Consider the following 22,024-nt stretch of genomic DNA (forward strand, 5'->3'; position numbering starts at 1 on the left):
GTTGACATGGTGCACCAGAAGGCCTGCGGGTGAGCGTAGAACTACAGGCAGTTGCGTCTTGCCAGGCACAGGGCTTTTGTGTCGCAGGGAGAAAGGGGCCGGATTACCTGCACTTCCGGAAGGAGCTTATCCTGGCCTAACTAGCGAGAGGCTTTTTCCAGCACCTTTGCTATCCCGGTATAGCCCCGCTCCCGGGCATGCTGCAGCGCTGTCACGCCATCTTTGTCGGGGATTGTGATGTCGCAGCCGGCATCCACCAGCGTCTGTACCACCTCCACGTAGGTCTTGCTGCCGTCTCCCAGCACAACGGCTTCCATCAAGGCTGTCCAGCCCAGGCGGTTCACGTGGTCGATTGGGAAGCCTTCGGTGTTGGCCAGCAGCTTCACCACTTCCAGGTGGCCCCGTTCGCAGGCGGGGATCAGGGCGGTGCCGTGGTAGCGGTTAAACACATCAAAACGGGCGCCATGCTCCAGGTACAATTTCACCAGCGAAGTATAACCGGCGGCACCGGCATACAGGAAGGGGCTGTCTTTGATGGCATCCTGCTGGTTTACGTCAGCGCCATGCGCCACCAGCAGCTGCGCCATTTTCAGGTCGTTGTTATGGGTAGCCAGCAGCAGCAGGGACCTTTTCTGTTGATCGGTGGCGTTGACATTGGCACCGTTAGCCAGGGCGGTGGCCACCTTGTCTAGTTTCCGGTTTACGACGGCCTTTACAACGGTATCCTGGGCAGTTTGCGTGCGCATAGTGGTTTCAGACTGGCATGCGGTAAAAAGAAAAAAGGAAAGCTTTAAAAAGAATGTGTTCATACGGCAGAATTGTGGAAGATGATTTTTCCTTGATGAATCAACGATGTGACAGGAGAGATACGGGATACGGCTTCTGCCGAGCAGCTGGCATCTACCAATACCATATCGGCTATGTCGCCAACTTGTGGCCATTGGCGCTTGCCCTCATCGCTTAGCGGCAGGACGTTGTGCGTGGTCAGTTTCAGGCAACGGGAGAGTTCAAACTCGGTGGAGTAGCCGTAGAGCTGCGCCATCAGGTTGGCTTTCTGCAGCACGCTGCCCGAGCCGAAGGTGTTCCAGTGGTCGATGATGGAGTCGTTGCCGGTGCGCACGTCCACGCCATACTTGTACAGTGTCGGGATAGGCATCATTATACTTCCGAAAGGGATGGTGGAGATAATGCCCACCTGGGCCGCGGCCAGTTTCTCGGCTACCTCCTCCAGTTTAGGGTTCTCTAACCTGGCCAGCACAAAGGCATGGCTGATAAAGGTTTTCCCTTTCAGGACCGGGTTCTCGTTTATCCGTTCGATCAGGTACTCCACGGTGCGCAGCCCAGGCTCGCCGCCCTCGTGCAGGTGTATGTCAATTCCTTTGCTATGGTCGAGGGCCAGTTGCACTATAAAATCTAGACCTTTCTCCACGTCCCCATCGATGGCATGCGGGTCCAGGCCACCAATGTAGTCGATGCCCATCGTGGCGGCTTCTTTCATCAGCGCCTCGGAGTTGGAACGGAAGATGCCGTGCTGCGGAAAGGCGACCAACTCTGCGCCAAAGCTATCCTTTTTGTTCTCCAGGGCCTGCTGCAGGTTTTTCAGGGAGTCGAGTCTGGAGGTGGGCTCGATGTTGACGTGGCTTCTGGCAAAGTTGGAACCCTTCGACTGCAACAGCTCGATGAGCTTCTCGGCCCGCTCGGTAGAGGTCTTGAGCATCTCCGGCAGCACCTGCTGCTCGTAGGCAATCATATCCTGCACGGTTCGGTTTTTCTTTCTCCGGGCCTGCCATGGGCCACCGTAAAACGTTTTGTCCAGGTGGATGTGCATGTCCTTGAAGGCGGGAAGCAGCAAAAGCCCCTGGGCATCGATAGCCTTGGCACCTGGATTGTTGGGCAGAATGGCTTTGATTTTTCCTTCACTCAGCTCAATGGTGAACAACTCAGTTTTGGTGCCGGTTACTTCCCCTTCCTCGTAAATAAAGCCTGTTTCGAGCCTGACGTTTTTCAGCGTCAGGTTCTTGCCCGTAGCAGTTCCAATGCGCTGCTCAGGGGCTTCTGCCTGACTGGCGGCAAGTATACTGTTGCATCCCATCAGGCTGCTGCCAGCCAGCAGCATTGAAGAGTTAATGATAAAGTCTTTCCGGGTTATACGTTGTGGGGCCATACTTCTTCCTTTTATACTTGCAAAGGTAACCCCCGTTATACTTCTGGCAGATGCAGGATTACTGCCAAAACTTGTGGATTTTATAACTGGCTCCGGAAAGCGCGCGGCGAAGTACCTGTCTGGGCCTTAAAGAAGTTGGAAAAATAAGCCAGGTCGCTGAAGCCAAGCTCAAAGGCGATTTCTTTCACCGTCATCTCAGAAGCCAGCAGGAGCCGCTTGGCTTCCAGGGTGATGCGGTTCTGGATGAGGTACATGGCCGGGACCTGCAGGTGCTTTTTACAGAGTATGTTGAGGTAGTTAGCCGAGATATGCAACTGTTCAGCATAAAAGGCCACCGTCTTGTGCTCCTTAAAGTATAAATCCACCAGGTTGTGGTATTTCAGCAAGGCAGGGGCGGCACGGTAGGCCGCCAAGTCCTCATACTTGCTTTCGGCCTCGCGGCTGATGAACTGGGCCACCAGTTGGCACCGCAGGGTGAGGATGCCCCAGTGAACGGGCCGCCTACGTAGCTCGTCCCGGATGGATTGAAACTCGTAGCGCAACTGCCGGAAGGTCTCCGCGGAGAGGCTGAGCACGGGGTACTTCTGGTAAAGTATAAAAGAAAACTCCAGGGAGGACGAGAAGGTCTCAAACAAGGGACGGCTGATCATGAGTTGGTAGGCCAGGGTGGTTTTCTCCAGGTCCCAGCGGTGCACCTGGCCCGGAAGCAACAAGTGTAGCTGGCAATCGCCTACAGTGTACTCCCGAAAGTCGATGGAATGGGTGCCGCCTCCTTTCTCCACCAGGAGCAGAATGAAGAAGTCGTGCTTGTGGGGTTTCTCGATGTGCCGCTCCCCACAGAGCTCGTGGTACTGCAGGTTCGCCTCCGACTGCAGGTCCGGCAGAAACTCCTGTATGCCAAGTATGGGAAAATAGTCTTTCTCGATCACCGGGGTAAGTATAAGGTATGGCTCTCCGCCAGCTACAACACAGTAAAGGGAATCAGGGTGGCGCAATCACCACCTTTAAACGCCGCATGCACCTTTTTCGTGCTTTATATGCCGTTTGTACTTTAGATTTGGAAGTAGAAAGTATAAATTGTTATCGTATAAGGATTTAATAAGTTTGGGCTGTTGCTCAGGCAAAAGGGTGTATACAGCCCAGGCTGCGCAGATGCGCCAAGGATAACTTATACTTTCTTTTATGTGGTTTGTTAGCAGGCAGCGGCAGTAGGGAAGTAAGTTGACCACATTATCCCGGATCTTAAAACCATTGTGCCCTATGCTTATGAAATACTTTTTCTTCCTCCTGCTGCTAGTTTATACTTCGGCTTTGCACGCCCAAACCACCCCGGCAGCGGATGAGTATGCCAAAGGACGGGACATCATCCGGGAACTGCAGACCATCGTGACACCCAACGGGTTGCAGGAAAGCTACCAGGTGGAGGTGGGCGGGGTGCAGCACGCGGTGTATGTCAGGGGCAAGGATAAGGAAAACCCGATCATCCTTTTTGTACATGGCGGCCCTGCCTCTCCGCTTTCACCCGTTATGTGGACCTTTCAGGGGCCGATGGAGGAGTATTTCACCTTTGTGAACTACGACCAGAGGGCCTCGGGCAGAACCTATACTTTAAACGACACCGCACAATTAGGCAAAACCCTCTTCATCGATCAGTATGTAACGGATGCCATTGCGTTGGCGGAGCATGTACGGGAGAAGTATGGGAAAAGAAAGCTTATACTCATGGGCCATAGCTGGGGAACCATCATCTCCATGAAGGCGGCGCTCCAGCGGCCGGATTTGTTTTATGCCTATGTGGGCATTGGCCAGGTGATAAACACCGTAAAGAATGAGGAAATCAGCTTTGCGTACGCGCTCAGGGTAGCTTCTGAGGAAAAGAACGAAGAGGCCCTGAAAGAGCTGACCTCTATTGCCCCATACCCCGGGGATAAACCCCTGACAAGGGAGCGTATTGTGCTGGCCAGAAAGTGGCCTCAGTACTACGGGGGGCTGTCTGCCTACAGGACTGATTCCAGACAATTTTTCGCTGCCCCCTTACTATCCCCGGAGTATACCAGACAAGAGGTCTCGGCCATAAACCAGGGCAGCCTTTTCACGCTGGAGAAGGTATTGCCGGAATTTTTGGAGGTTAATTTCGATGGCATCAAATCATTTCCGATCCCTGTGTTCATGTTCATGGGGCGGCACGACTACACCACCCCGTCCGAACCTACCGCGCAGTGGCTGGCGCAGGTCAAGGCGCCTAAAAAACAGGCGATCTGGTTTGAGCACGCTGCCCATCTTATCCCGCTGGAGGAGCCTGGTAAAATGCTCGTTTCCCTGCTGGAACATGTCAGGCCGCTTGCATTGGAAGCAAGTGGGCGGCCAAAGAAAAGCAGGTAATAGGTACGGTGAATTCCTTATTCAGCCATAGTGCAGGAAAAGCGGGAAGTGAAAGTATATAGGCCGGGTCCTATCCCGGCCTATATCTTCTAGAACATATTCATTCTCGTCTACAGAGCTGCTTTTTAACATTGCTGCGATTAAAGCTCTACCGTAATGTAATCATTTTGCTTGAGGTCAAACATATAGGTAAGGCCGTTGGGCGTAACTTCTACACCATCAACCAAATCCGTAGCAGGAATCTTAAACTGCTGCAGCGACATACCGCATAGCATGTACGTCACTCCGGCCGTCCGGCCTTTCTCTATCTCAGTAGCCATTCCGCCATTTTTCTTAAAGGCCTCCACAGATTTTCCGCAGGCCATTATCACAAAGGATTCCCGGTTATACTTACTTTCTCTGGTGATTGTCTGGGCTGTGTTAACCGCTGCCTTCAGGTGGTTGGGCTGGCTGATGAGCACGGCATATTTGGTAGACGCCAAGGCTGTGGATGCTTGTGTTGCATGCTGTGCATTTGTCGTGGCGCAGGAACCCAGCAGCACCATAAAACCAACCGCCAGGGCTGCCGCATTGTTGTTGTGGCGTATGGGAGCCAACCTGGCTTTCCTCTTTTGTTCCAGAACCTGGTCCAGGCCATAGTATAAGGCACCGTTCACAAGAAAGAAGATGAGCAAACCAATCAGCGCCACGTTCTTGAACAAAGGGCCATAGTCCCCGCTGCCTACCTGAACTGTCAGCGTGACGGGAATCAGGATGGCCAGCAGTACGGCAGAAGCCAGTTTTGTTTTAAAGCCCGCCAGCAGCAGAAGGCCACCCACAAGCAAGCCCATACCTGAAAGTATGATGAGCGTTTCGGCGGGTGCCATCCAGGTGGCCAGGTGCGCAAAGGGCGCCCTTTCTAACCTGGCAGCTGCACCAGCGGTTTTCAGCAGGTGGCTTGTACCTGCCACCATAAAAATCAGGCTGCCCAAGCCGCGCAGCGCGAGGAATGATATTTTTTGTTTTGGGGTAGATTCCATAAGATTTGATATTCTTAAAATAACTTTTGAGAGAATGTAGGAGCCTGCCTGCACTTAGCTGGTGGGCAAGTACAGGTATGGCAGCACCAGCTGTAACTCCGGTCAGTTCAGCTGTGCCTGGCTGTAAAGCGTATTTTAAGAATGGCGGGGCGGCTCGGGATCGTACTCCAGAACAGGAGAAAGGTGCTTACGGATATGTGGAAGTATAACATCCGGTCGTGGTGGAAACAGGAGTATGGCTTCCTCCTGATGTTCATTTGCCAATGCATACACCTGCTGATGGCAGTCCCAGGCTACACCTGCTGCGTTGTTTTGCTTATGGGAGTGCGTCTGGTGTTTCAGGCATTTTCGAGCGCAGGGCTTTTTGCTAAAAAGCTTCACGTTGCTGCACGACTTCTTGAGCTCAACCTGCTGTGCAAAGCTGCGCATACTGCTGTTCTTCGGTATTGCGAAGAGCAGGAGCACAAAGCTTACAAAAAACAGCAGGTAAATCCTCATCATTTAGTTCTGTATAGTGCCAGTTTTACAGGCCCGCAAGCCTTCAGGCTATACTTTTCTAAGTATTAAATCAGCATGGCTTAACCAAGCTGGTGCGGCATTCTTTGCTTTGCCACAGCAGCTTTTGGGTGCAGCACATCCTGCACTCAGATAACAATCCTGCCCCCACGGTAAGTATAGCTGTGCCCAGTATAACAGCTTTCAGCCCAAATAAGTCACCGAAAACACCGGCAGCTACCGCTCCCGCCACATACCCGAAGTCGCGCCAAAAGCGGAAGATACCCAGGCTCTGCGGCCGTTGGCTGGGGTGCGTGTTCTCGGCCACCACCGACAGGAAGTTAGGATAAACCAGTGCCGTGCCAGCTCCCAGCATAACAAGTGTCCCCACCAGGACAGGGTAGGAGCCGGTAAAGATAAGCAACCCAATGGCTACGCCCTGTAGCAGCATGCCTATACTCAGCAATTGCTTTTTGCAAAGCACATCGCCCAGCTTACCAGTTACCAACTGGCCCAGCCCCCATACCACCGGGTAAATGCCGGCCAGCAGGCCTGTTTCGGCAAGGGTATAGCCTTTAGAGCTTAACAGCACGGGCAGCAGCCCCCACAGGATGCCATCATTCAGGTTGTTCACAAAACCGTTCAGTGTCACAGATCCTAAGTTGCCGTGGCGCCAGGTGGTATCCTTCCAGACATTGTGCAGCAGCGGGATGTTGGTCTGCTTTACTTCGGTCTGCACATGGCTGTGCGTATCGCGCACCAGGAAAATAGTGAGCAGCAAACCGATAATGGAGAAGCCTATGCCTGGAACAAAAGCGTATGTTACATCTCCGCTTGTGAAAGCGATATATCCTGCCAGGAAGGCCACCAGCCCCACCGCCAGGTAGCCGGCAAACTCATTAATGCCCATGGCCAGGCCACGGTTCTTTTCCCCTACCAGGTCAATCTTCATCACCACGGTGGCCGACCATGCCAGGCCCTGGTTTATGCCCAAAAGCAAGTTAGCCGATATAACCCACCACCAGGCATCGGCATACAGTAGCAACCAGGGTACGGGCAGGGCAAACAGCCAGCCTGTCAGCAGCAACTGCCGGCGGGTATACTTTGCGGCCAGCTGGCCCATTGCCAGGTTAGCGCCTGATTTGGCCAGGCCAAAAGCAACTATAAACGACAATAGGGCGGTGTGCCCGTTTATACCGAAAACTGTCTCGGCAAACTCCGGGATTACGGATCGCTCCAGCCCCACCATGGCACCCACAAAGCCGTTTACGAGCACCAGCAGCCAGAACTGCTTTGCGTTCTCCCGTAAGCCAAGTTTGATATCCGATGCTTTTGCCATGGTATTCTCTTGCTCTTGCCTTTTGGTTCTAGTACGTTAGAAAGCCCCGGCACCGGGGCCGGTGACTTTCTTAACGCACTTTACTTTTAGCCAGGTTTTAATGCGGTAAGCTGTCTTTGATGGCGCCGTACAGGAACGTCCCGGCTATGGCGCCCACCACCGCTATCAGGATTGACCAGTACTGGAAGCCAATGTTGACGAACATTGGCCCTGGGCAGGCACCGGTCAACGCCCAGCCCAGGCCAAAGATGGTTCCGCCGATCAGGTAGCGCGGCACGGACTTCTCTTTTGGTATAAATACGATGGGGTTGCCCTGGAAATCACGCAGCTTGTACTTCTTGATTACGTAGGTGATGATAATGCCCAATACCACGGCCGTGCCGATAATGCCGTACATGTGGAACGACTGGAAGCGGAACATCTCCTGAATGCGGAACCACGATATGGCCTCCGACTTACTCATCACGATGCCGAACAGGATGCCGGCAAGTATAAATTTTAATCCCTTCACGGTAATTTAATTTCTAATGATTAATGGCTAACTAATGAATTATGAGTAAGGATGAATGAATAATAAGCAAAAGATAGTACTGAAGGATTAAGTATAACATCCATTGTATTATTATGTAATGAAAGATGAACATTCATTACCCATTCGTCACCGCTCATCACTCATTAAAAAATAAGTGGCATCAGTACCCAGGTGGTGAACAAGCCACCGATAAAGAAGCCGACCACAGCAATAAGCGATGGCAGCTGCAGGTTAGAGATACCACTGATGGCATGGCCTGATGTACAACCACCAGCGTAGCGCGCCCCAAATCCTACGGCAAATCCGCCCAGTAAAAGGATAAGGAAGCCTTTAAGTGAAAAGGCGCTCTCGAGGCTGAAGATCTCCTCCGGCTGTATGCCCTCCGGTGCTGAAATACCCAATGCGCTCAGGTCTTGAATGGTTGCCTGGGATATTTGAACGGCCTCTCCGTTCGAAAGAAACTCAGATGCGATAAAGCCGCCCAAAATGGCACCTACCAGGAACAGCAGGTTCCAGGTCTGGGCACGCCAGTCAAAATCAAAGAACTTCACGGTTTTTCCAGCACCGCAGGCAGCGCAAATCGTGCGCAGGTTGGATGAGAAGCCAAACGACTTCCCAAAGAACAGCAGTATCAACATGACCAAAGCGATAACGATACCCGATGTATACCAGGGCCACGGTTGACTCAAAAATTCTATCATTTCTTGCTTGTTTAGTTTAGGGTTTAGAAGACAGGGCAGCGCTGGAACCAAGTGGCAGCCCTTCCCTGCTTTACGGGGTTATTGTTTGGGCCAGGCATTTATACCGCCGGCCAGGTTATAGGCTTTGAATCCCTCTTTGCCCATGATGTCGCAGGCAGAACCGCTGCGGTTGCCGCTGCGGCAGAACACAAAGTACTCTTTGTCCTTGTCCATCGTTTTCAGCGCCTGCTGAAACTGGGAAGAAGTAACATCGAGGTTCCTGGCTCCTTTAATAGAACCACTGGCAAACTCACCGGCTGTTCTCACATCCAACAGCTCTGCCTTTGGGGCGCTTTGGTACATGGTTCTGAAAGCAGCGCCGTCCAGGTTTTCATAATTTTTTGGTTTTGAGCTGAATATATTAAACATAACTCTACTACTTTAAAGTGAATTACTCAATTTTTTTATACTATGCAAAGGTCGTAACAGTCGCAGCCTTTGTCTGTGACTTTGGTCACGCAGAAAGTAGATGCACTCAGAAACTCAATGGCTGGCGCAGTGCTACACCACGCCAGCGCAACAAGCGTCTTTAATCAGAAGAGGTTACTTTAGTGTGCTTGGGCAAACGAAAGCGGTTTTCGGTACACTTGTTTCAGAGATGGCCTTGAAGCCACCTTCCACGTTCACCACGTTCTCAAAGCCCCTGGCTTTCAAGATTGACGCTGCAATCATGGAGCGGTAGCCACCGGCACAGTGCAGGTACATGGCTTCCTCTTTAGGCAGTTCGGCCAGGTGCTCGTTCAGGTAATCCAGCGGGGCGCTCTGTGCCGTCTCTACATGTTCGGCCTGGAACTCACCTGGCTTACGCACGTCCACCACTTTAATGGCATTGTTTTGCTCAAAGCGCTGGGCAAATGTCTCAGCTGAGATAGAGGCGATGGTATCTACTTCTTTTCCAGCCGCTTTCCAGGCGTCCATACCGCCTTTGAGGTAACCGATAGTATAATCGTAGCCTACGCGGGCCAGGCGGGTTACTACTTCTTCTTCGCGGCCTTCGTCTGTTACCAGCAGTATCTGCTGCCTGATGTCCGGAATCAGGGTGCCAACCCAGGGGGCAAAGTTGCCATCGATACCGATGTTAATGGAGTTAGGGATGAAACCAGTTGCAAATGTCTCCGGCTTACGCGTATCCAGTACCAAGGCACCCGTTTCGTTGGCTGCCGCCTCTAAAGCCTCCGGCGATAATGCCTGCAGGCCTTGCTCCAGCACACTTTCTATGTTGTCGTAACCTTCCTTGTTCATTTTCACGTTCAGCGGGAAGTATGCTGGCGGCGGCAGCAAGCCATCGGTTACTTCCTTGATGAACTCTTCTTTGGTCATGTCGGCACGAAGGGCGTAATTCGTTTTCTTCTGGTTGCCCAGCGTATCGCTCGTCTCCTTGCTCATGTTCTTACCGCAGGCCGAACCCGCCCCATGGGCCGGGTACACGATCACATCATCTGCCAGCGGCATGATCTTGTTGCGAAGCGAGTCGTACAGGTGTCCTGCCAACTGCTCCTGCGTCAGGTCAGATTTTGCAGCCAAATCCGGACGCCCCACATCCCCGATGAACAGTGTATCGCCGGAGAAGAGCGCGTGGTCTTTTCCCTGCTCATCTATCAGGAGGTAGGTGGTGGACTCCATCGTGTGGCCCGGTGTATGCAGCACCTTAATGGTGATATTACCTACTTTCAGAGCTTCGCCATCTTTAGCAATGTAGGCATCATACGTTGTTTTGGCGTTTGGTCCGAAGACAATCGTGGCGCCGGAAGCTTTGGCTAAATCCACATGCCCAGACACGAAGTCGGCGTGGAAGTGCGTCTCCAGCACATACTTGATAGTGGCATTGTCTTTCGCTGCTTTATCCAGGTATGGTTTCACCTCGCGCAGCGGGTCTACGATGGCGGCTTCGCCGTTGCTCTCGATGTAGTAAGCGCCCTGAGCCAGGCAACCGGTATAGATCTGTTCTACTTTCATGGTAGCTGATTTTTATGGTTTCTTAGTTTCTAGATGTATTGTCACCCTTTTCCTGATGACCATACAAAATTCGGAAATAGTATAGCATGTGTCTGTGACTTATATCACGTTGCTGGTTTTAGGCGAAAAATACTTCCTTGATGATGATGTAGATTCCCATTACGAGCACAAACCAGCCAAAGGAAGTCTTCAGTTTATCGGCGTGGATCCTGGTGGACAGGAAGGAGCCGATGAAGATACCGGAAATAGAAATGGTCGAGAAGATGGCGAGAAACATCCAGTCTATCTCATAGTTGAAGATGTCGCCCACAAAGCCGAACAGCGATTTTACGGCTATGATGAGCAAGGAAGTACCCACGGCCATCTTCATGTCCAGCTTACTGAAAAGCACCAGGGCCGGGATGATCAAAAAGCCGCCGCCAGCGCCGACCAGTCCTGTGAGCGTACCCACTACCAAGCCTTCGGCCAGAATGCCGCCGTAGTTAAACTTAGGCTCGGGGTGTACTTCTTTTAGGTCCGTGTGCTTGATAGCGGAATCTGTGTCCATGTTCTCATCCACTGCATCGGCTGGCTCTGCCGGAACTTCTTTTTTCTTTTTGATCATAGATATGGAGGCAAACACCATCAGGCCGGCAAACAGGAGCATCAGCAGCACGCCTTTGGTAACCATAAAGTCACCTACTGAAAAGAGATTCCCGGGTATGGCTGGCACCAGGTAGCGGCGCGTCAGGTAAACTGCCACAATAGAGGGCAAACCAAACACAACGGCTGTTTTCAGGCTAACCAGCCCCTTCTGGTAAAATTTGTATGAGCCCACCAAACTGGTAAGGCCGACGATAAACAAAGAGTAAGCGGTGGAGATAACAGGGCTCAGGCCCAGTAAATACACCAGTACCGGCACGGTAAGTATAGAGCCGCCACCACCGATAAGGCCAAGGGATAAGCCGATGAGCATGGCAGCGATGAATCCGAGTATTTCCATTTTCCTAAAGTTTTATCTTGAAATCCGATACAAAAGTAGGGCAGGGCGGCAGGGAGCACAGTGACTGTTGTCACACAGGGGGCTATCTGGGATGAAGCTAAATGAAAAGGGGCCTGGTGCATCACCACGTCCCTTTTCGCTGTACTTCATAAAGTTTCCCCAGGCGGTGTACCTCTGACGGGTTTTTGCGGTTCAGCCTGCACTGGTTTATAGCAGCCTCGTGATACCCCCCGGTGAGCTGCTGAGTTCGCCGGCTATCAGTTGATGAGGAGTTATACTTCGTTCCCGCGTACTTTTGCATGGCACCCTTGGTAAAAAGTAGCCTCTCGTCTATCTTATTCAGACCATCCCATCCAAGGCTTGCAGGCGCATACACTGCATTCTTTCCTTTGCCTTCGGCGGCTAACAAGAGGCGCCCGGGCAACAAAAAAGCCGTGCTTTTCAGCACAGCTTTTTTGTTGCCCGGCTTGAGAGTAGGGACTACGCTACCGCTCGAGGATAATTTTTACGGTCTCGACCTTTTCACCAGCGGCCAGCCGGGCCACATAGAGACCTTTTGACAGGCCCTCTGCTACCACCTCATGCTCGTAACGCTGACCTGCCTGTGCCGTGCCTGTGGCAATTCGCCTTACGAGTGCCCCTTTCAGGTCGTATAGTTCCAGGCTGTAGTCGGTGTCCTGCTCCGTGGTAAAGCCAAGGGTGGTGCGTTCGCGGAAGGCGGTGGGGTAGGCCATGAGCCCCTGCGCCGCAGGCCCTTCCTCCAGGGCAAGCACGGCACCTTCTCTGATGGCCTTCATACTTGGCCCATGGATGGTGATGTTACCGCCACCGATGGCTGCGCAGGCCGGCGCGTTTTCTGCCAGGTTAGTAGAGCAGGCTGCCTGGTTGTTGTAGACCACCGCGCCGCGGGTACCGTCGGCGTTCAGCTCCCAAATCAGGATGCGCAGCCGATCCTCTTCTTTGTTCCTCTGGGTGTGCTTTGCGCTGTAGTTTCCGTCTGTAGCCGAGACTAGGTAGGCGAAGCGACGCGGGTCGGTGGTCATGCCCCCTGAGCCGTTAAGGTAGGAGAGAGTGCCCTGGCCGCGGAAGAAGGCGTTGTTGCCGGTAATGACCAGCGAGCCATCCTCGACACTGGTGCTGCGGAAAATGGCTGGCCCGCTTTCCAGCAGGAGCATGAGGGAGCCCTGCGCTACGTCTTCCGTTTTAGGTTTATACTTTGCCACCAGAGCCCATTGAATCCTGCCGCCGCCTTGCATTAGTTCGTAATTCGGGTTGGCAGGCGTAATGAGCCAGCCGCTGCCGGTGACAAAGCCGGCTTGTGGGTTGAACACATGCACGTATAGCGTGGTGTCCTGGGTGGGGCAACCCTCGCCGCCGCTGTAGCTGACACTTAATCTATACACATCGGGCGTAGCGGGCCAGTCAACCGAGATGGAGGAAGTGCCCTGTCCGGTAAAGCCTGTGTAGTCAGATCCGCCGGAGCCGGTGATGCGCCAGGTATAGCTGGTGGCGTTTGAGCCGGTGAGAGTGTAGACGGCATTTTTGGTATTTGTGGCAGCCGTTGTGTTGCCCTGGATGGCCGCATCGGCCAGAACTGCGCATTGGCCCTGGCTGTACTTGACGGTGATGATGTCAGTCCCGGTTCCTGTACGGAAGCCGTAACCGGTCACGAAAACATTGCCTTCAGCGTCTAAGGCCAGGTCCCTGGCGGCGTTATCTGTCTCACCTTCTTCTGTCTGGATAGCCCATACCTGGGTGCCGTCTGCTGCGTTATACTTGAGGGTGTTAAAAGCTCCTCCCGAACTTGTTTCACTGCGACCGGTGACATAAACTCCTCCCGCATTGTCCACAGCAATGGCATTTGCAAAGTCTAAGGCATTGCCATCATACCGTGCTAACCATTTCTGTGCCCCTGAGGAGGCTTCGTAGCGGATGGTGACAACATCATAGGTATGATCCATTTCTTCCCCTCCCATACTTTGGCTACCTCCGGTAACGTATACGCCGCCACTATTATCGACTGCTATGGCTGTTGCATGATCGAATCCATCTTTGCCGGCATCATACCGGCTTACCCATTGCTGCTGGCCAGTTGCTGCATCATAGCTTACCGTAGCATAATCCGCAAAAGTATGGATGCCTTCGCTGGAGCCGGTAACGTAGACACTGCCCTGGTTATCGACGGCAATGTCTGAAACCCATTCCTGTCCAGCGCCCTCCCCGCTGTAGGTGCTGGCCCATGCCTGCGTTCCTGTGGCGGCGTCGTAACGGACGGTGAGGTAATCGCCAGCGCTATTTCCCGTGACGTAGACGCCCCCTGTGCTGTCAACTGCAATGGCTTCCGCGGCATTGTTATCATTGCTTTCTCCCTTGAGTGAGGTGGCCCATTCCTGCTGCCCGCTGGCCGCATCGTAGCGGATGGTGACAAAAGTGGAGGTGTTTTCTCCTGTTTGGCTGCTTCCGGTTACGTATACACCTCCTTTACCATCTAAAGCTAGCCCTGCAGCATTATCCCAGCCATTGTAATCACCGTTGTAGCGCTTTTCCCAATCCGTGTTGCCGGTAGCGGCGTCGTAGCGGATAGTGACGTAGTCCCCATCGCTGCTTCCGATCACAAAAACACCCCCTTCGTTGTCAACGGCGATGGCGCGCACCTGATTGTTAAGGCCACCATCATATAATCTGACCCAAAGCTCCTCTCCTGTGGGGGAATACTTGATGGTGACAATATTGGCTTGGCCTACGTTGAAATTGTGGTTGTCGCTGATGCCGGTTACATAGGCATTCCCGGCAGCATCTACGGCAACAGCTATTCCATAGTCGCTTTGACTTCCAAAGCTGTTAAAGCGTTGCTCCCAGTCTTTTTCACCGGTAGTAGCTTCATAGCGGATGACAACAATGTCAGGGCCTGTCTCTCTGGCAGCGTTGAACCCGGTAACAAGCACGCCTCCCTTGTTATCTACTGCAATGCCCTCTGCCTCAGCCCAGCCTTCTTCTTTTCCTCTATAAGTACTGACCCATTTTAGGTTACCTGTGTCTGCCTCATAGTGAATGGTGGTAAATGCGTAGGGGCTTTCCCCGGTTTGGCTGGTACCGGTCACATAAACGTCGCCCTGGTTATCTACGGCGATGCCTGCAGGCTGATCCCGCGTATTATCCGCCTCATTATAATACCTAAGCCATTTCTGCTCTCCGGTGGCAACATCATACCTGATGGTGGTGAAATCTGAATTGTTGTAGGTGCTGCCGCTGTAGCCTGTAACATACACGCTCCCCTGGCTGTCGACGGCAATCGCGGTTGCCCAGTCGTAGCCGTTGCCAGCCTTATTATGCTGCCTGTCCCACAACTGCTCTCCGGTGGTAGCGGAGTACCGGACGGTGGCAATGTCATACCCCGTCATGCTGTTGTAGGTGGTTCCGGTAATAAAGACACTACCCTGGTTATCAACAGCGATGAATGGCTCCCCAAAGACTCCCCCCATGCTGTAGCGGCTCACCCAGTCCTCTCTGCCGGTAGCGGCATCATAGCGAACGGTGGCGTAATCGGCGCCAAAATCCCCCGTGTAGCTTACACCGGTCACATAAACGCCGCCCTGGTTATCAACGGCAATGGCTGTTGCAAAGTCCGTGTTATTGCTCTCGCCGTTGTAGGTGCTGGACCAAATTTCATTTCCGGTAGCGGCATCATAACGGATGGTAGCATAATTGGGGCTCTCTGTACTGATGGAGGTATTACCGGTGATGTAGACGCTCCCCTGGTTGTCGACAGCGATGTCTGTAGCGCGAATACCTGTAGCGTTATCCCAACTTTCTGCACCAGTTTGAGCGTCGTAACGGACTATCGCATCGCCAGTAGCCACATATACGCCGCCTTTATTATCTACCGCAATGCCAGTGGCATCACTAAAAGATCCTTTTGCGTATTCCTGTACCCACAATTCCTCACCTGATGGTGAAAGCTTAAAAGTCACGGCTTTACTTTCGTATGTATTGTTGTTGTTGGCCGTGCCAATGACATAGCTATTGCCCTCATTGTCCGTAACAATGTTTTTAGCGTTTGCAGGTTTGTCTCCCGTTGGCCCGGAGCTATCATATGTTCTGATCCATTCCTCAACGGGCTGCTGCGCCTCTGCTTTTATACTTAAGGTTAATAAGCATAGCCCGAGGCAGTAAAGTAGTTTTGTTTTCATAGCAGTAGAAAGTTTAACATTTGTGTAATGCAATAAGGTATGTATGGGATGGAGAGCTTCTGCTAGTGATACAGAAGCCGAAAGGGCAGCCGGAATAAAACTATCTTATTAAAATAGGTACGATTTTTATTTGTATAGTTATATTTTTAAGAGCCTAAAAAACGCTTTATTTGGTTTAGGTAGGTGCTTGCGGTGTAAAAGGTATAAAAGCTTTGATGAATAGCAGCTTCCGGTAAGGTTTTATGGGGAAAACCGGTGAGCCCAAGCTTTAAAGTTCCGTGCGTAAGTAAAGGCATGCTATAGTTCCTGCCGGCTTAGGTCGCAGGGAAGTTAAGTGTAGTCTAATTTGTGCCATTTGCTGGCCCCTTTGCTGTTACAGCCCACCTAAGCCATAGCGTATGCATCAAAGGAGAAGGTACACCCTCCCAGACTAAAAAAAGCCTCCTGGTAGCACCAGGAGGCTTTCTATATGATCAGTTTTTATACTTACTGCTTCTTACCGGTATGCCTAAGGCAGCAGCACCCACCTGTTCACCATGTTGTGCGGTCCTTCCAGCACAATTTTATACATGCCGCCAGATGTCGACCCTCCGACCGGAATTACTGCCTTCTCTCCTTTAAGCGGTACTGTCTTTACCAGCTTATATTCATCTTGGCCACCCTCTTTAAAATGATTGGTAGAGGCCAGCCATACTTTTACCTTTCCCTTTTTCTGCTGGGCTTTCCAGCCAAGTATAAGCGAGTTGTTTTGGTAAACAGCAGTCGGCTGGGCTAACGATATATTCCCAGTGAAGGGCACACCGTCTATTTCCATCTGCACTTCCCGTGGCAGCGAAATATCCATAAAGCGGGCTACACTTGGCATGATGTCCACTATACCCGGCTTTTGCGCAAAGTAACTGTTCAGGTCACGAGCGTTGGTCACAATCCAGGTGGTGCGTTCCCGCTCGGTCTGGCCACCGTGGTGTTTTCCGGTTTCACTGTCTCTTCCATGGTCCGTCGTGATGACTATCAGCCACTCTTCCTGGTGCTGCCGCTGCCTGTATTCGATAGCCTCCCAGATACGGCCTACCTGGTTGTCAGCATAGGTAACGGCCCTGTGGAGCTGGTCGCTGTCACCGTAGCGGTGGCCCATGTCATCGGGGTACTGCAGGTATACCCAGGATAAATCAGGGGCATGCTCCCGTATACCGGCCGCCGCCCCATTGGCCACATGCTCATCAATGCGGTGCATGTATTCACTTTCCTTGTCATGCGGAAAGGTAACCGTGTCCAACTCGAATCCGTCGAAGGCATAGTCTACCTTTATACTTCCTGTTTCCGGCAAGCCATCTCCAACCAGCTTGGTCCGGTTATCGAGCCAACTGGAGAAAACACCGATTTTCTTTTCCGGATACTGCGCTTTCAGGTGCCTGAATATGGTCCAGTAGTGGTAGTTGGGAGCCTTGATGGCGTTGCCCCAGACATTGTGCTTGTTCACCCAGGTGCCGGTCAGCATGCTGTTATACCCAACCGCCGAGATGGTGGGCGTCTGAGAGTAACCGTCTTTTTCACCACCGACGTAGGCCCGGGCATAACCGCCCACGGCAGCAATCCGGTCCATGTTCGGGGTCGGGTGCTTCTCCAGCACATCGGCCGCAATGCCATCCACCATAATGAACAGTGCTTTCTTCTTCCCTGCCTGGGCCCATGCCGATTCTACAGAGAACAGGCACAGCAGCAAAAGCAGGCTTTTTACTATCTTATTGGTTGAGCTCATATTTAATTCTTGCTATACGTGAATTTCTGTTATTCCTGGCGCAGCAACCACATCGTGGCGTTGATGTCATCTCCCTCCGGATATTGCCTGTCGATGGCTGCCTCCACGTGCGCTCTGTTCAGCTGAAACTCATTCTCGGGGTACATCCAGCGTTTTGGGATTCTTTTTTCGTTCAGCATACCGCTGCCGCTCACATCAAAGGCAGGGAGACCAGTGCGGCGCTGCTCATAAAAAGGCTGCCAGCCCGAGTTCATAAAAAAGGAGATATACTTTTGGGTCAGAATAGCGGCCAGCGGATCGGCTGCCTGCAACTGCGCCTCCGGCTTTGCCAGGTAATCGTTTATGCTGCTTTGGGGAATACCGTAAAACTGCATGCTCGCCTCGATGCCCTTTTTGTAGTAATCTTCTGCATTGCCGCTGATCCACCCCCTGATGGCTGCTTCGGCCAGTATAAACTGCACCTCCGCATAGCCTATCGCCAAAGCCGGCTCATTGACGGGGTTGTTGTAGTACCGGGCATTGATTTTAGAAGCTGCGCCGCCCACAACTTTCGCTTTATTCTGGTCCAGGGCATCGCTCCCCCTTACACCACCATATGCCGAGAGGTCTTCTGCCGGGCGCGTGGACATGTTGGGTGCCAGGGCGGCCAGCCTGGGTAAACGCGGGTCTTCGAGCTCCTGCAGCAAGGCGACAAAGGTTTCTTCCATATAGTAGGCAGTCTGTAAGCTATTGTTGTTGTAATGCGGGTAGCGGTTACTCTCCAGGTCGTAGTATGGCAGGGCAGCGTTGTCATTGTTTGAGCCAAATATCGGATACTGCGCCGGATTATCCACTATCTCCCGGAAGCGTTGCTTTACCTGGAGCTTGGGATTGTTCTCTTTCAGCGAAAGGTTCATGAGCACGCGCAGCGAAAAGGAGTTGACCAGCTTTTGCCATTTCTTCAGGTCTCCCTTGTAGAGCACATCGCCGGCGATCGGCTCTTGTGTGCTTGCCAGGATCGCGTTGGCGGCTTTCAGGTCTTCTAACACACCCAGGTAAATGTCTTCCTGCCTGTCATAGGCCGGGGAGAAATTGCCCTCACCCCCCTTGAGTGCTTCGGAGTAGGGAACATCGCCAAAAGTTTGCGTTAGGCCAATGATAAAGTATGATTTGAAGAACTTGGCCATGGCCGCATACACCGGCTTATTCAGACGCGCGGCTTCCTCTTCAAGCCGTACCACCTGCCTTAAATTGTTGTAGTTGCCATACCCCGACCGCTGCCAGCCATAGTACTGCTCCAGGGAAACCCCGTCTGTGTTGACAAGGTACCGCGAGGCCAGCGCAGCAGACAAGGGTACATTGTTAAAGGCGCTGATCTCAATGTTGGTGAGCAGCAGGTCAGGTGTTGCCTGCGTCGTGCGGTTGGGGTCCAGTTGCAGCTCCTCGAAATCCTGGCAGGCAGAAAAGCATGTTGCAAGGAGCGTAAATAAGAGTATTCGTATATTTTTCATTTCTGTTCGGGTTAGAATTTAAGGTCGACGTTGATGCCCATGCTCCGGGTGGCTGGGGTCTGCAGGTTATCTGCCCCGGTGTCCGGGTCTACGTTCGGCAGCTTCGACCACAGCAGCAGGTTGCGCCCCACAAGCGATACAGAGGCTGCCTGCAAAGGCGTCTTTTGGAGCAGGCTGGCCGGAAGCTGGTAGGTCAGCGTTACTTCGCGCAGCTTCAGGAAGGTCTCATCGTAGTAGTGGTAGTTATGGTTGTGCCCGTTGCTGGTGTTGATCATGTAGTTGATGTAGCTCACGGCTTTGGTGTTGGGAGCAAATTGGCGTGTATCTTCTACCACACGGCCCTGTCCGTCATACCTCACTTCGCCGCCTGTTACGATTACCCCTTCGCCTACAAAGGTGGCCTCCCCGTTGTTTGCCTCATCCCGGAAGTGGTTTACCGTGCCTGGGTGCGAGCCTCCCCACCACATTTTCTGGTTGGTGGTCGAGTAGATTTTTCCGCCCAGGCGCCCGTCGAAGAGAAACTTCAGGCTCACGTTTTTGTAAGAGACTGCGTTTTCAACGCCGTACGTCCAGTCCGGCTCGTCATAGCCCACGAAGCGGGAGAACGGATCTGATTTCGGGTAACCGTTGCTGTTGTAGATGATGCTGCCGTCCGGCGACTTCTCGTACACCCAGGCAAATATTTTGTCTGTGCGGTCACCTACCTTGAGGCGGTTCAGTTCCTCGGCCCCCCCGAAAATCTCCTTCAGGTAACGGCGGTACTGGCTGGCGTTGGCGGTGATGTCCCATCTCAGCCCGTTGCGTTGCACCGGTGTGGCCCGCGCAATCAGTTCCACGCCTTTTCGCTGGTATACGTTGCCGTTCTCCAGCCTGTAGGCGAAGCCGCTGGTCAAGGAAACAGGTATGTTGGTGATGTTATTATAGTCGCGTGACTGGTAATAGGTAAGATCAAAACCCAGCCTGTTCCGCATCAGGTTCAACTCGATACCGGCCTCCCAGGTATCGGATGTTTCGGGCTTCAGGTCCGGGTTCAGGTTGCTGCTGCCATAGTATAGGGAAGGTGCGCCGTTCCATTTAACACCGTTTTCATAAGCGGCGATGTGGCTGTACGGGTAGACCCCCATGCGGCCTTCAGAGACACGCGACCAGGAACTGCGCAACTTCAGATAGGAGATAACGGAAGGCATGGTCACCAGGTCCGATACAACCAGAGAGCCCGCCACAGAGGGGTAGAAGAAGGAGTTGTTGCTGACCGGCAGGGTGGATACCCAGTCATTTCGCCCGGTAACGCTCAGGTAAAATGCGCCGAAGGCCTCCAGGTCCACCACTCCGTAAACGCTGTTTTTCTTTTGATTCTCTATGGAGTTGGAGCCCTGAACCGGATTGGCAGAGTTGCCAATGTTATAAAAACCAGGGATGGTCAGCCCATCGGTAGCCAGGTGGTTGCTTTTGAGATCCTGGTAATTATTTGAGCCTCCTGCCTGCACTTTGAGCGCGAAGTCCTTGCCCAGGTCACGCTCGTACTGCACAATCAGGTCCGAAACGATGTCGAAGTAGTGCTGGTTGCTCACATCATAATTGCCCCTGGACTTGTTGCTGTAGCCAACGTAACTTTTCGGCTCTTTTGTACTTCTGGTCAGCCCGTAGAGGTTAACGCCTGTCCGGTAGATGGCGCTGAAAGAGGGGCTCAGCTCATAGTCGAAAGTAACTGACCCGAAGGTGTTGTCTTTGTAATACCCCCGCTGGAATTCGTAGGCCTGGAAGTAGGGGTTGTTGTACCACGACTGGTTGTAATGCCGTTGCTGTTCTCCCTCTCTGCCTTCGGCCCAGTAGTTCCGGAGGTCCCGCACGTCTACATCGGCGCCTGTCCAGAGCACGAGGTTGTAAAGGTAATTGGTAGGGCCATACCCGGTTTCGGGGAAGTTATCCGTGTACTGCCTGTTATAGCTGAGGCGGGCATCGGCCTTTAACTTGGGGGACAGGCTGTAGTTGCCCGCCACGCTGAAGGAAGAGTTGTTCAGGCTGGTGTTCGGCACAATGCCCTTCTGGTAGATATGGGACGCCGCTGCCCGGAAGCTGCCTTTCTCCCCGCCGCTGGTGACGCTCAGGCTGTTGGTGGACATCAACCCGGTCTGAAAGAAGTTCTCCACGTTGTCTTTGCCGCGCGAAATCCAGGGCAGGGGCTGGCGCACGCCTGTCACAGGATCCACTGGGCTGTTGTACTGCGGTGTTTCCCAGAAGCCGCTTGGGGTGCCGGCGCTAGGCTGATCCAGTTTAGGGCCCCAAATCCAGCCCGCACCCTCAATTCCTCCGCCGGACCCGTCCACGTAAGCATACTTTCCGTTATTGCCACTGCCATAGGTGGTCTGTACTTCGGGAATGCGGATAAAGCTCGGCTGGAACATGGTGGAGGAGTTCAATTCCACACTCAGTTGCTGTTTCCCGCCACGCTTGGTCGTGATCATAATGGCGCCGTTACGACCGATAGAGCCATACAGGGCGGAGGCCGTAGAGCCTTTGAGCACGTTTATACTTTCAATATCGTCGGAGTTGATCTTCCAGATGTCGGCCGTCTGATCCGGCACCCCGTCTATCACCACAAGGGGCTTTCGGCCTCTCAGGCTGATGGCTGGATCCTGAAACAGATCGGTGGAGCTTTTGATGCTGAGTCCCGCCACCTTCCCGACCAGGTTGTTGATGGCATTTCCCTCACGGGCTTTTTGCTTCAGGTTCTCCGATGTTTTTCTCGTTCTCCGTGCCTTATAAGTGCGGCAAAACTATAGAGGCGATGTTACTCCAATGTTGAGCTAATATTAAGGAATCGCTATGAAAGGCAGTCTGTGTGCGGGCGGCGCGGATGGGTTTATAGTAGTTACTGCCGAAGTATAAGTATAAGTATAAGTATAAGTATAAGTATAAGTATAAGTATAAGTATAAGTATAAGTATAAGTATAAGTATAAGTATAAGTATAAGTA

The 22,024-nt window shown here is 52.7% G+C and carries 16 protein-coding genes; 1 reads left to right on the top strand and 15 read right to left on the bottom strand.

Features of this window, described 5'->3' with window-relative positions; all coding sequences use genetic code 11:
• Positions 1-140: 140 nt before the first annotated feature.
• From C8N40_RS21595 to C8N40_RS21605, 3 genes are all read right to left on the bottom strand, one after another.
• Positions 141-746: an ankyrin repeat domain-containing protein gene (locus tag C8N40_RS21595; protein ID WP_245905223.1), complete on the bottom strand. Its 606-nt coding sequence runs from the start codon at positions 744-746 to the stop codon at positions 141-143.
• Between the two features lie 59 nt (positions 747-805).
• Positions 806-2,164, bottom strand: coding sequence for an amidohydrolase family protein (locus C8N40_RS21600; protein ID WP_108213890.1), 1,359 nt, complete (start codon positions 2,162-2,164; stop codon positions 806-808).
• An 80-nt stretch (positions 2,165-2,244) separates the two neighbouring features.
• A complete protein-coding gene (locus C8N40_RS21605; RefSeq protein WP_245905224.1) occupies positions 2,245-3,159 on the bottom strand; it encodes an AraC family transcriptional regulator in 915 nt (304 codons plus the stop codon).
• A gap of 265 nt (positions 3,160-3,424) precedes the next feature.
• Between C8N40_RS21605 and C8N40_RS21610 the strand changes: the two genes are divergently transcribed.
• Positions 3,425-4,546: an alpha/beta fold hydrolase gene (locus C8N40_RS21610; protein WP_211318162.1), complete on the top strand. Its 1,122-nt coding sequence runs from the start codon at positions 3,425-3,427 to the stop codon at positions 4,544-4,546.
• A gap of 140 nt (positions 4,547-4,686) precedes the next feature.
• On the opposite strand, the gene C8N40_RS21615 is transcribed toward C8N40_RS21610, so the two are convergent.
• The 12 genes from C8N40_RS21615 to C8N40_RS21675 form a co-directional block, all read right to left on the bottom strand.
• Complete coding sequence (locus C8N40_RS21615) at positions 4,687-5,565, bottom strand: DoxX family membrane protein (RefSeq protein ID WP_108213892.1); 879 nt, start codon at positions 5,563-5,565, stop codon at positions 4,687-4,689.
• Positions 5,566-5,700: 135 nt separating this feature from the next.
• Positions 5,701-6,066, bottom strand: coding sequence for a hypothetical protein (locus C8N40_RS22500; protein ID WP_146173621.1), 366 nt, complete (start codon positions 6,064-6,066; stop codon positions 5,701-5,703).
• A 67-nt stretch (positions 6,067-6,133) separates the two neighbouring features.
• The gene (locus tag C8N40_RS21625; protein WP_108213894.1) at positions 6,134-7,399 is read right to left on the bottom strand and encodes an MFS transporter; all 1,266 of its coding nucleotides are present in this window, start codon (positions 7,397-7,399) and stop codon (positions 6,134-6,136) included.
• Between the two features lie 97 nt (positions 7,400-7,496).
• Positions 7,497-7,910 carry a YeeE/YedE family protein gene (locus C8N40_RS21630; RefSeq protein ID WP_108213895.1) on the bottom strand — a complete coding sequence of 138 codons (414 nt, stop codon included), beginning with the start codon at positions 7,908-7,910 and terminating at the stop codon, positions 7,497-7,499.
• Between the two features lie 164 nt (positions 7,911-8,074).
• Complete coding sequence (locus tag C8N40_RS21635) at positions 8,075-8,632, bottom strand: YeeE/YedE family protein (protein WP_108213896.1); 558 nt, start codon at positions 8,630-8,632, stop codon at positions 8,075-8,077.
• A gap of 78 nt (positions 8,633-8,710) precedes the next feature.
• A complete protein-coding gene (locus C8N40_RS21640; protein WP_108213897.1) occupies positions 8,711-9,040 on the bottom strand; it encodes a rhodanese-like domain-containing protein in 330 nt (109 codons plus the stop codon).
• A gap of 174 nt (positions 9,041-9,214) precedes the next feature.
• On the bottom strand, positions 9,215-10,627 hold the full coding sequence (locus tag C8N40_RS21645; protein ID WP_108213898.1) for an MBL fold metallo-hydrolase: 1,413 nt from the start codon (positions 10,625-10,627) through the stop codon (positions 9,215-9,217).
• Between the two features lie 118 nt (positions 10,628-10,745).
• Positions 10,746-11,609 (bottom strand): sulfite exporter TauE/SafE family protein, encoded by an 864-nt coding sequence (locus C8N40_RS21650; RefSeq protein WP_108213899.1) that lies wholly within the window; start codon positions 11,607-11,609, stop codon positions 10,746-10,748.
• A 485-nt stretch (positions 11,610-12,094) separates the two neighbouring features.
• Positions 12,095-15,799 (bottom strand): SBBP repeat-containing protein, encoded by a 3,705-nt coding sequence (locus C8N40_RS21660; RefSeq protein WP_108213900.1) that lies wholly within the window; start codon positions 15,797-15,799, stop codon positions 12,095-12,097.
• 508 nt (positions 15,800-16,307) lie between these two features.
• Positions 16,308-17,558: an alkaline phosphatase family protein gene (locus C8N40_RS21665; protein ID WP_108213901.1), complete on the bottom strand. Its 1,251-nt coding sequence runs from the start codon at positions 17,556-17,558 to the stop codon at positions 16,308-16,310.
• 29 nt (positions 17,559-17,587) lie between these two features.
• The gene (locus tag C8N40_RS21670) at positions 17,588-19,048 is read right to left on the bottom strand and encodes a SusD/RagB family nutrient-binding outer membrane lipoprotein (protein WP_108213902.1); all 1,461 of its coding nucleotides are present in this window, start codon (positions 19,046-19,048) and stop codon (positions 17,588-17,590) included.
• Positions 19,049-19,059: 11 nt separating this feature from the next.
• Positions 19,060-21,777, bottom strand: coding sequence for a SusC/RagA family TonB-linked outer membrane protein (locus C8N40_RS21675; RefSeq protein ID WP_108213903.1), 2,718 nt, complete (start codon positions 21,775-21,777; stop codon positions 19,060-19,062).
• Between the last annotated feature and the right edge of the window lie 247 nt (positions 21,778-22,024).

Source organism: Pontibacter mucosus (assembly GCF_003054055.1).
Taxonomy (GTDB): Bacteria; Bacteroidota; Bacteroidia; order Cytophagales; family Hymenobacteraceae; genus Pontibacter; species Pontibacter mucosus.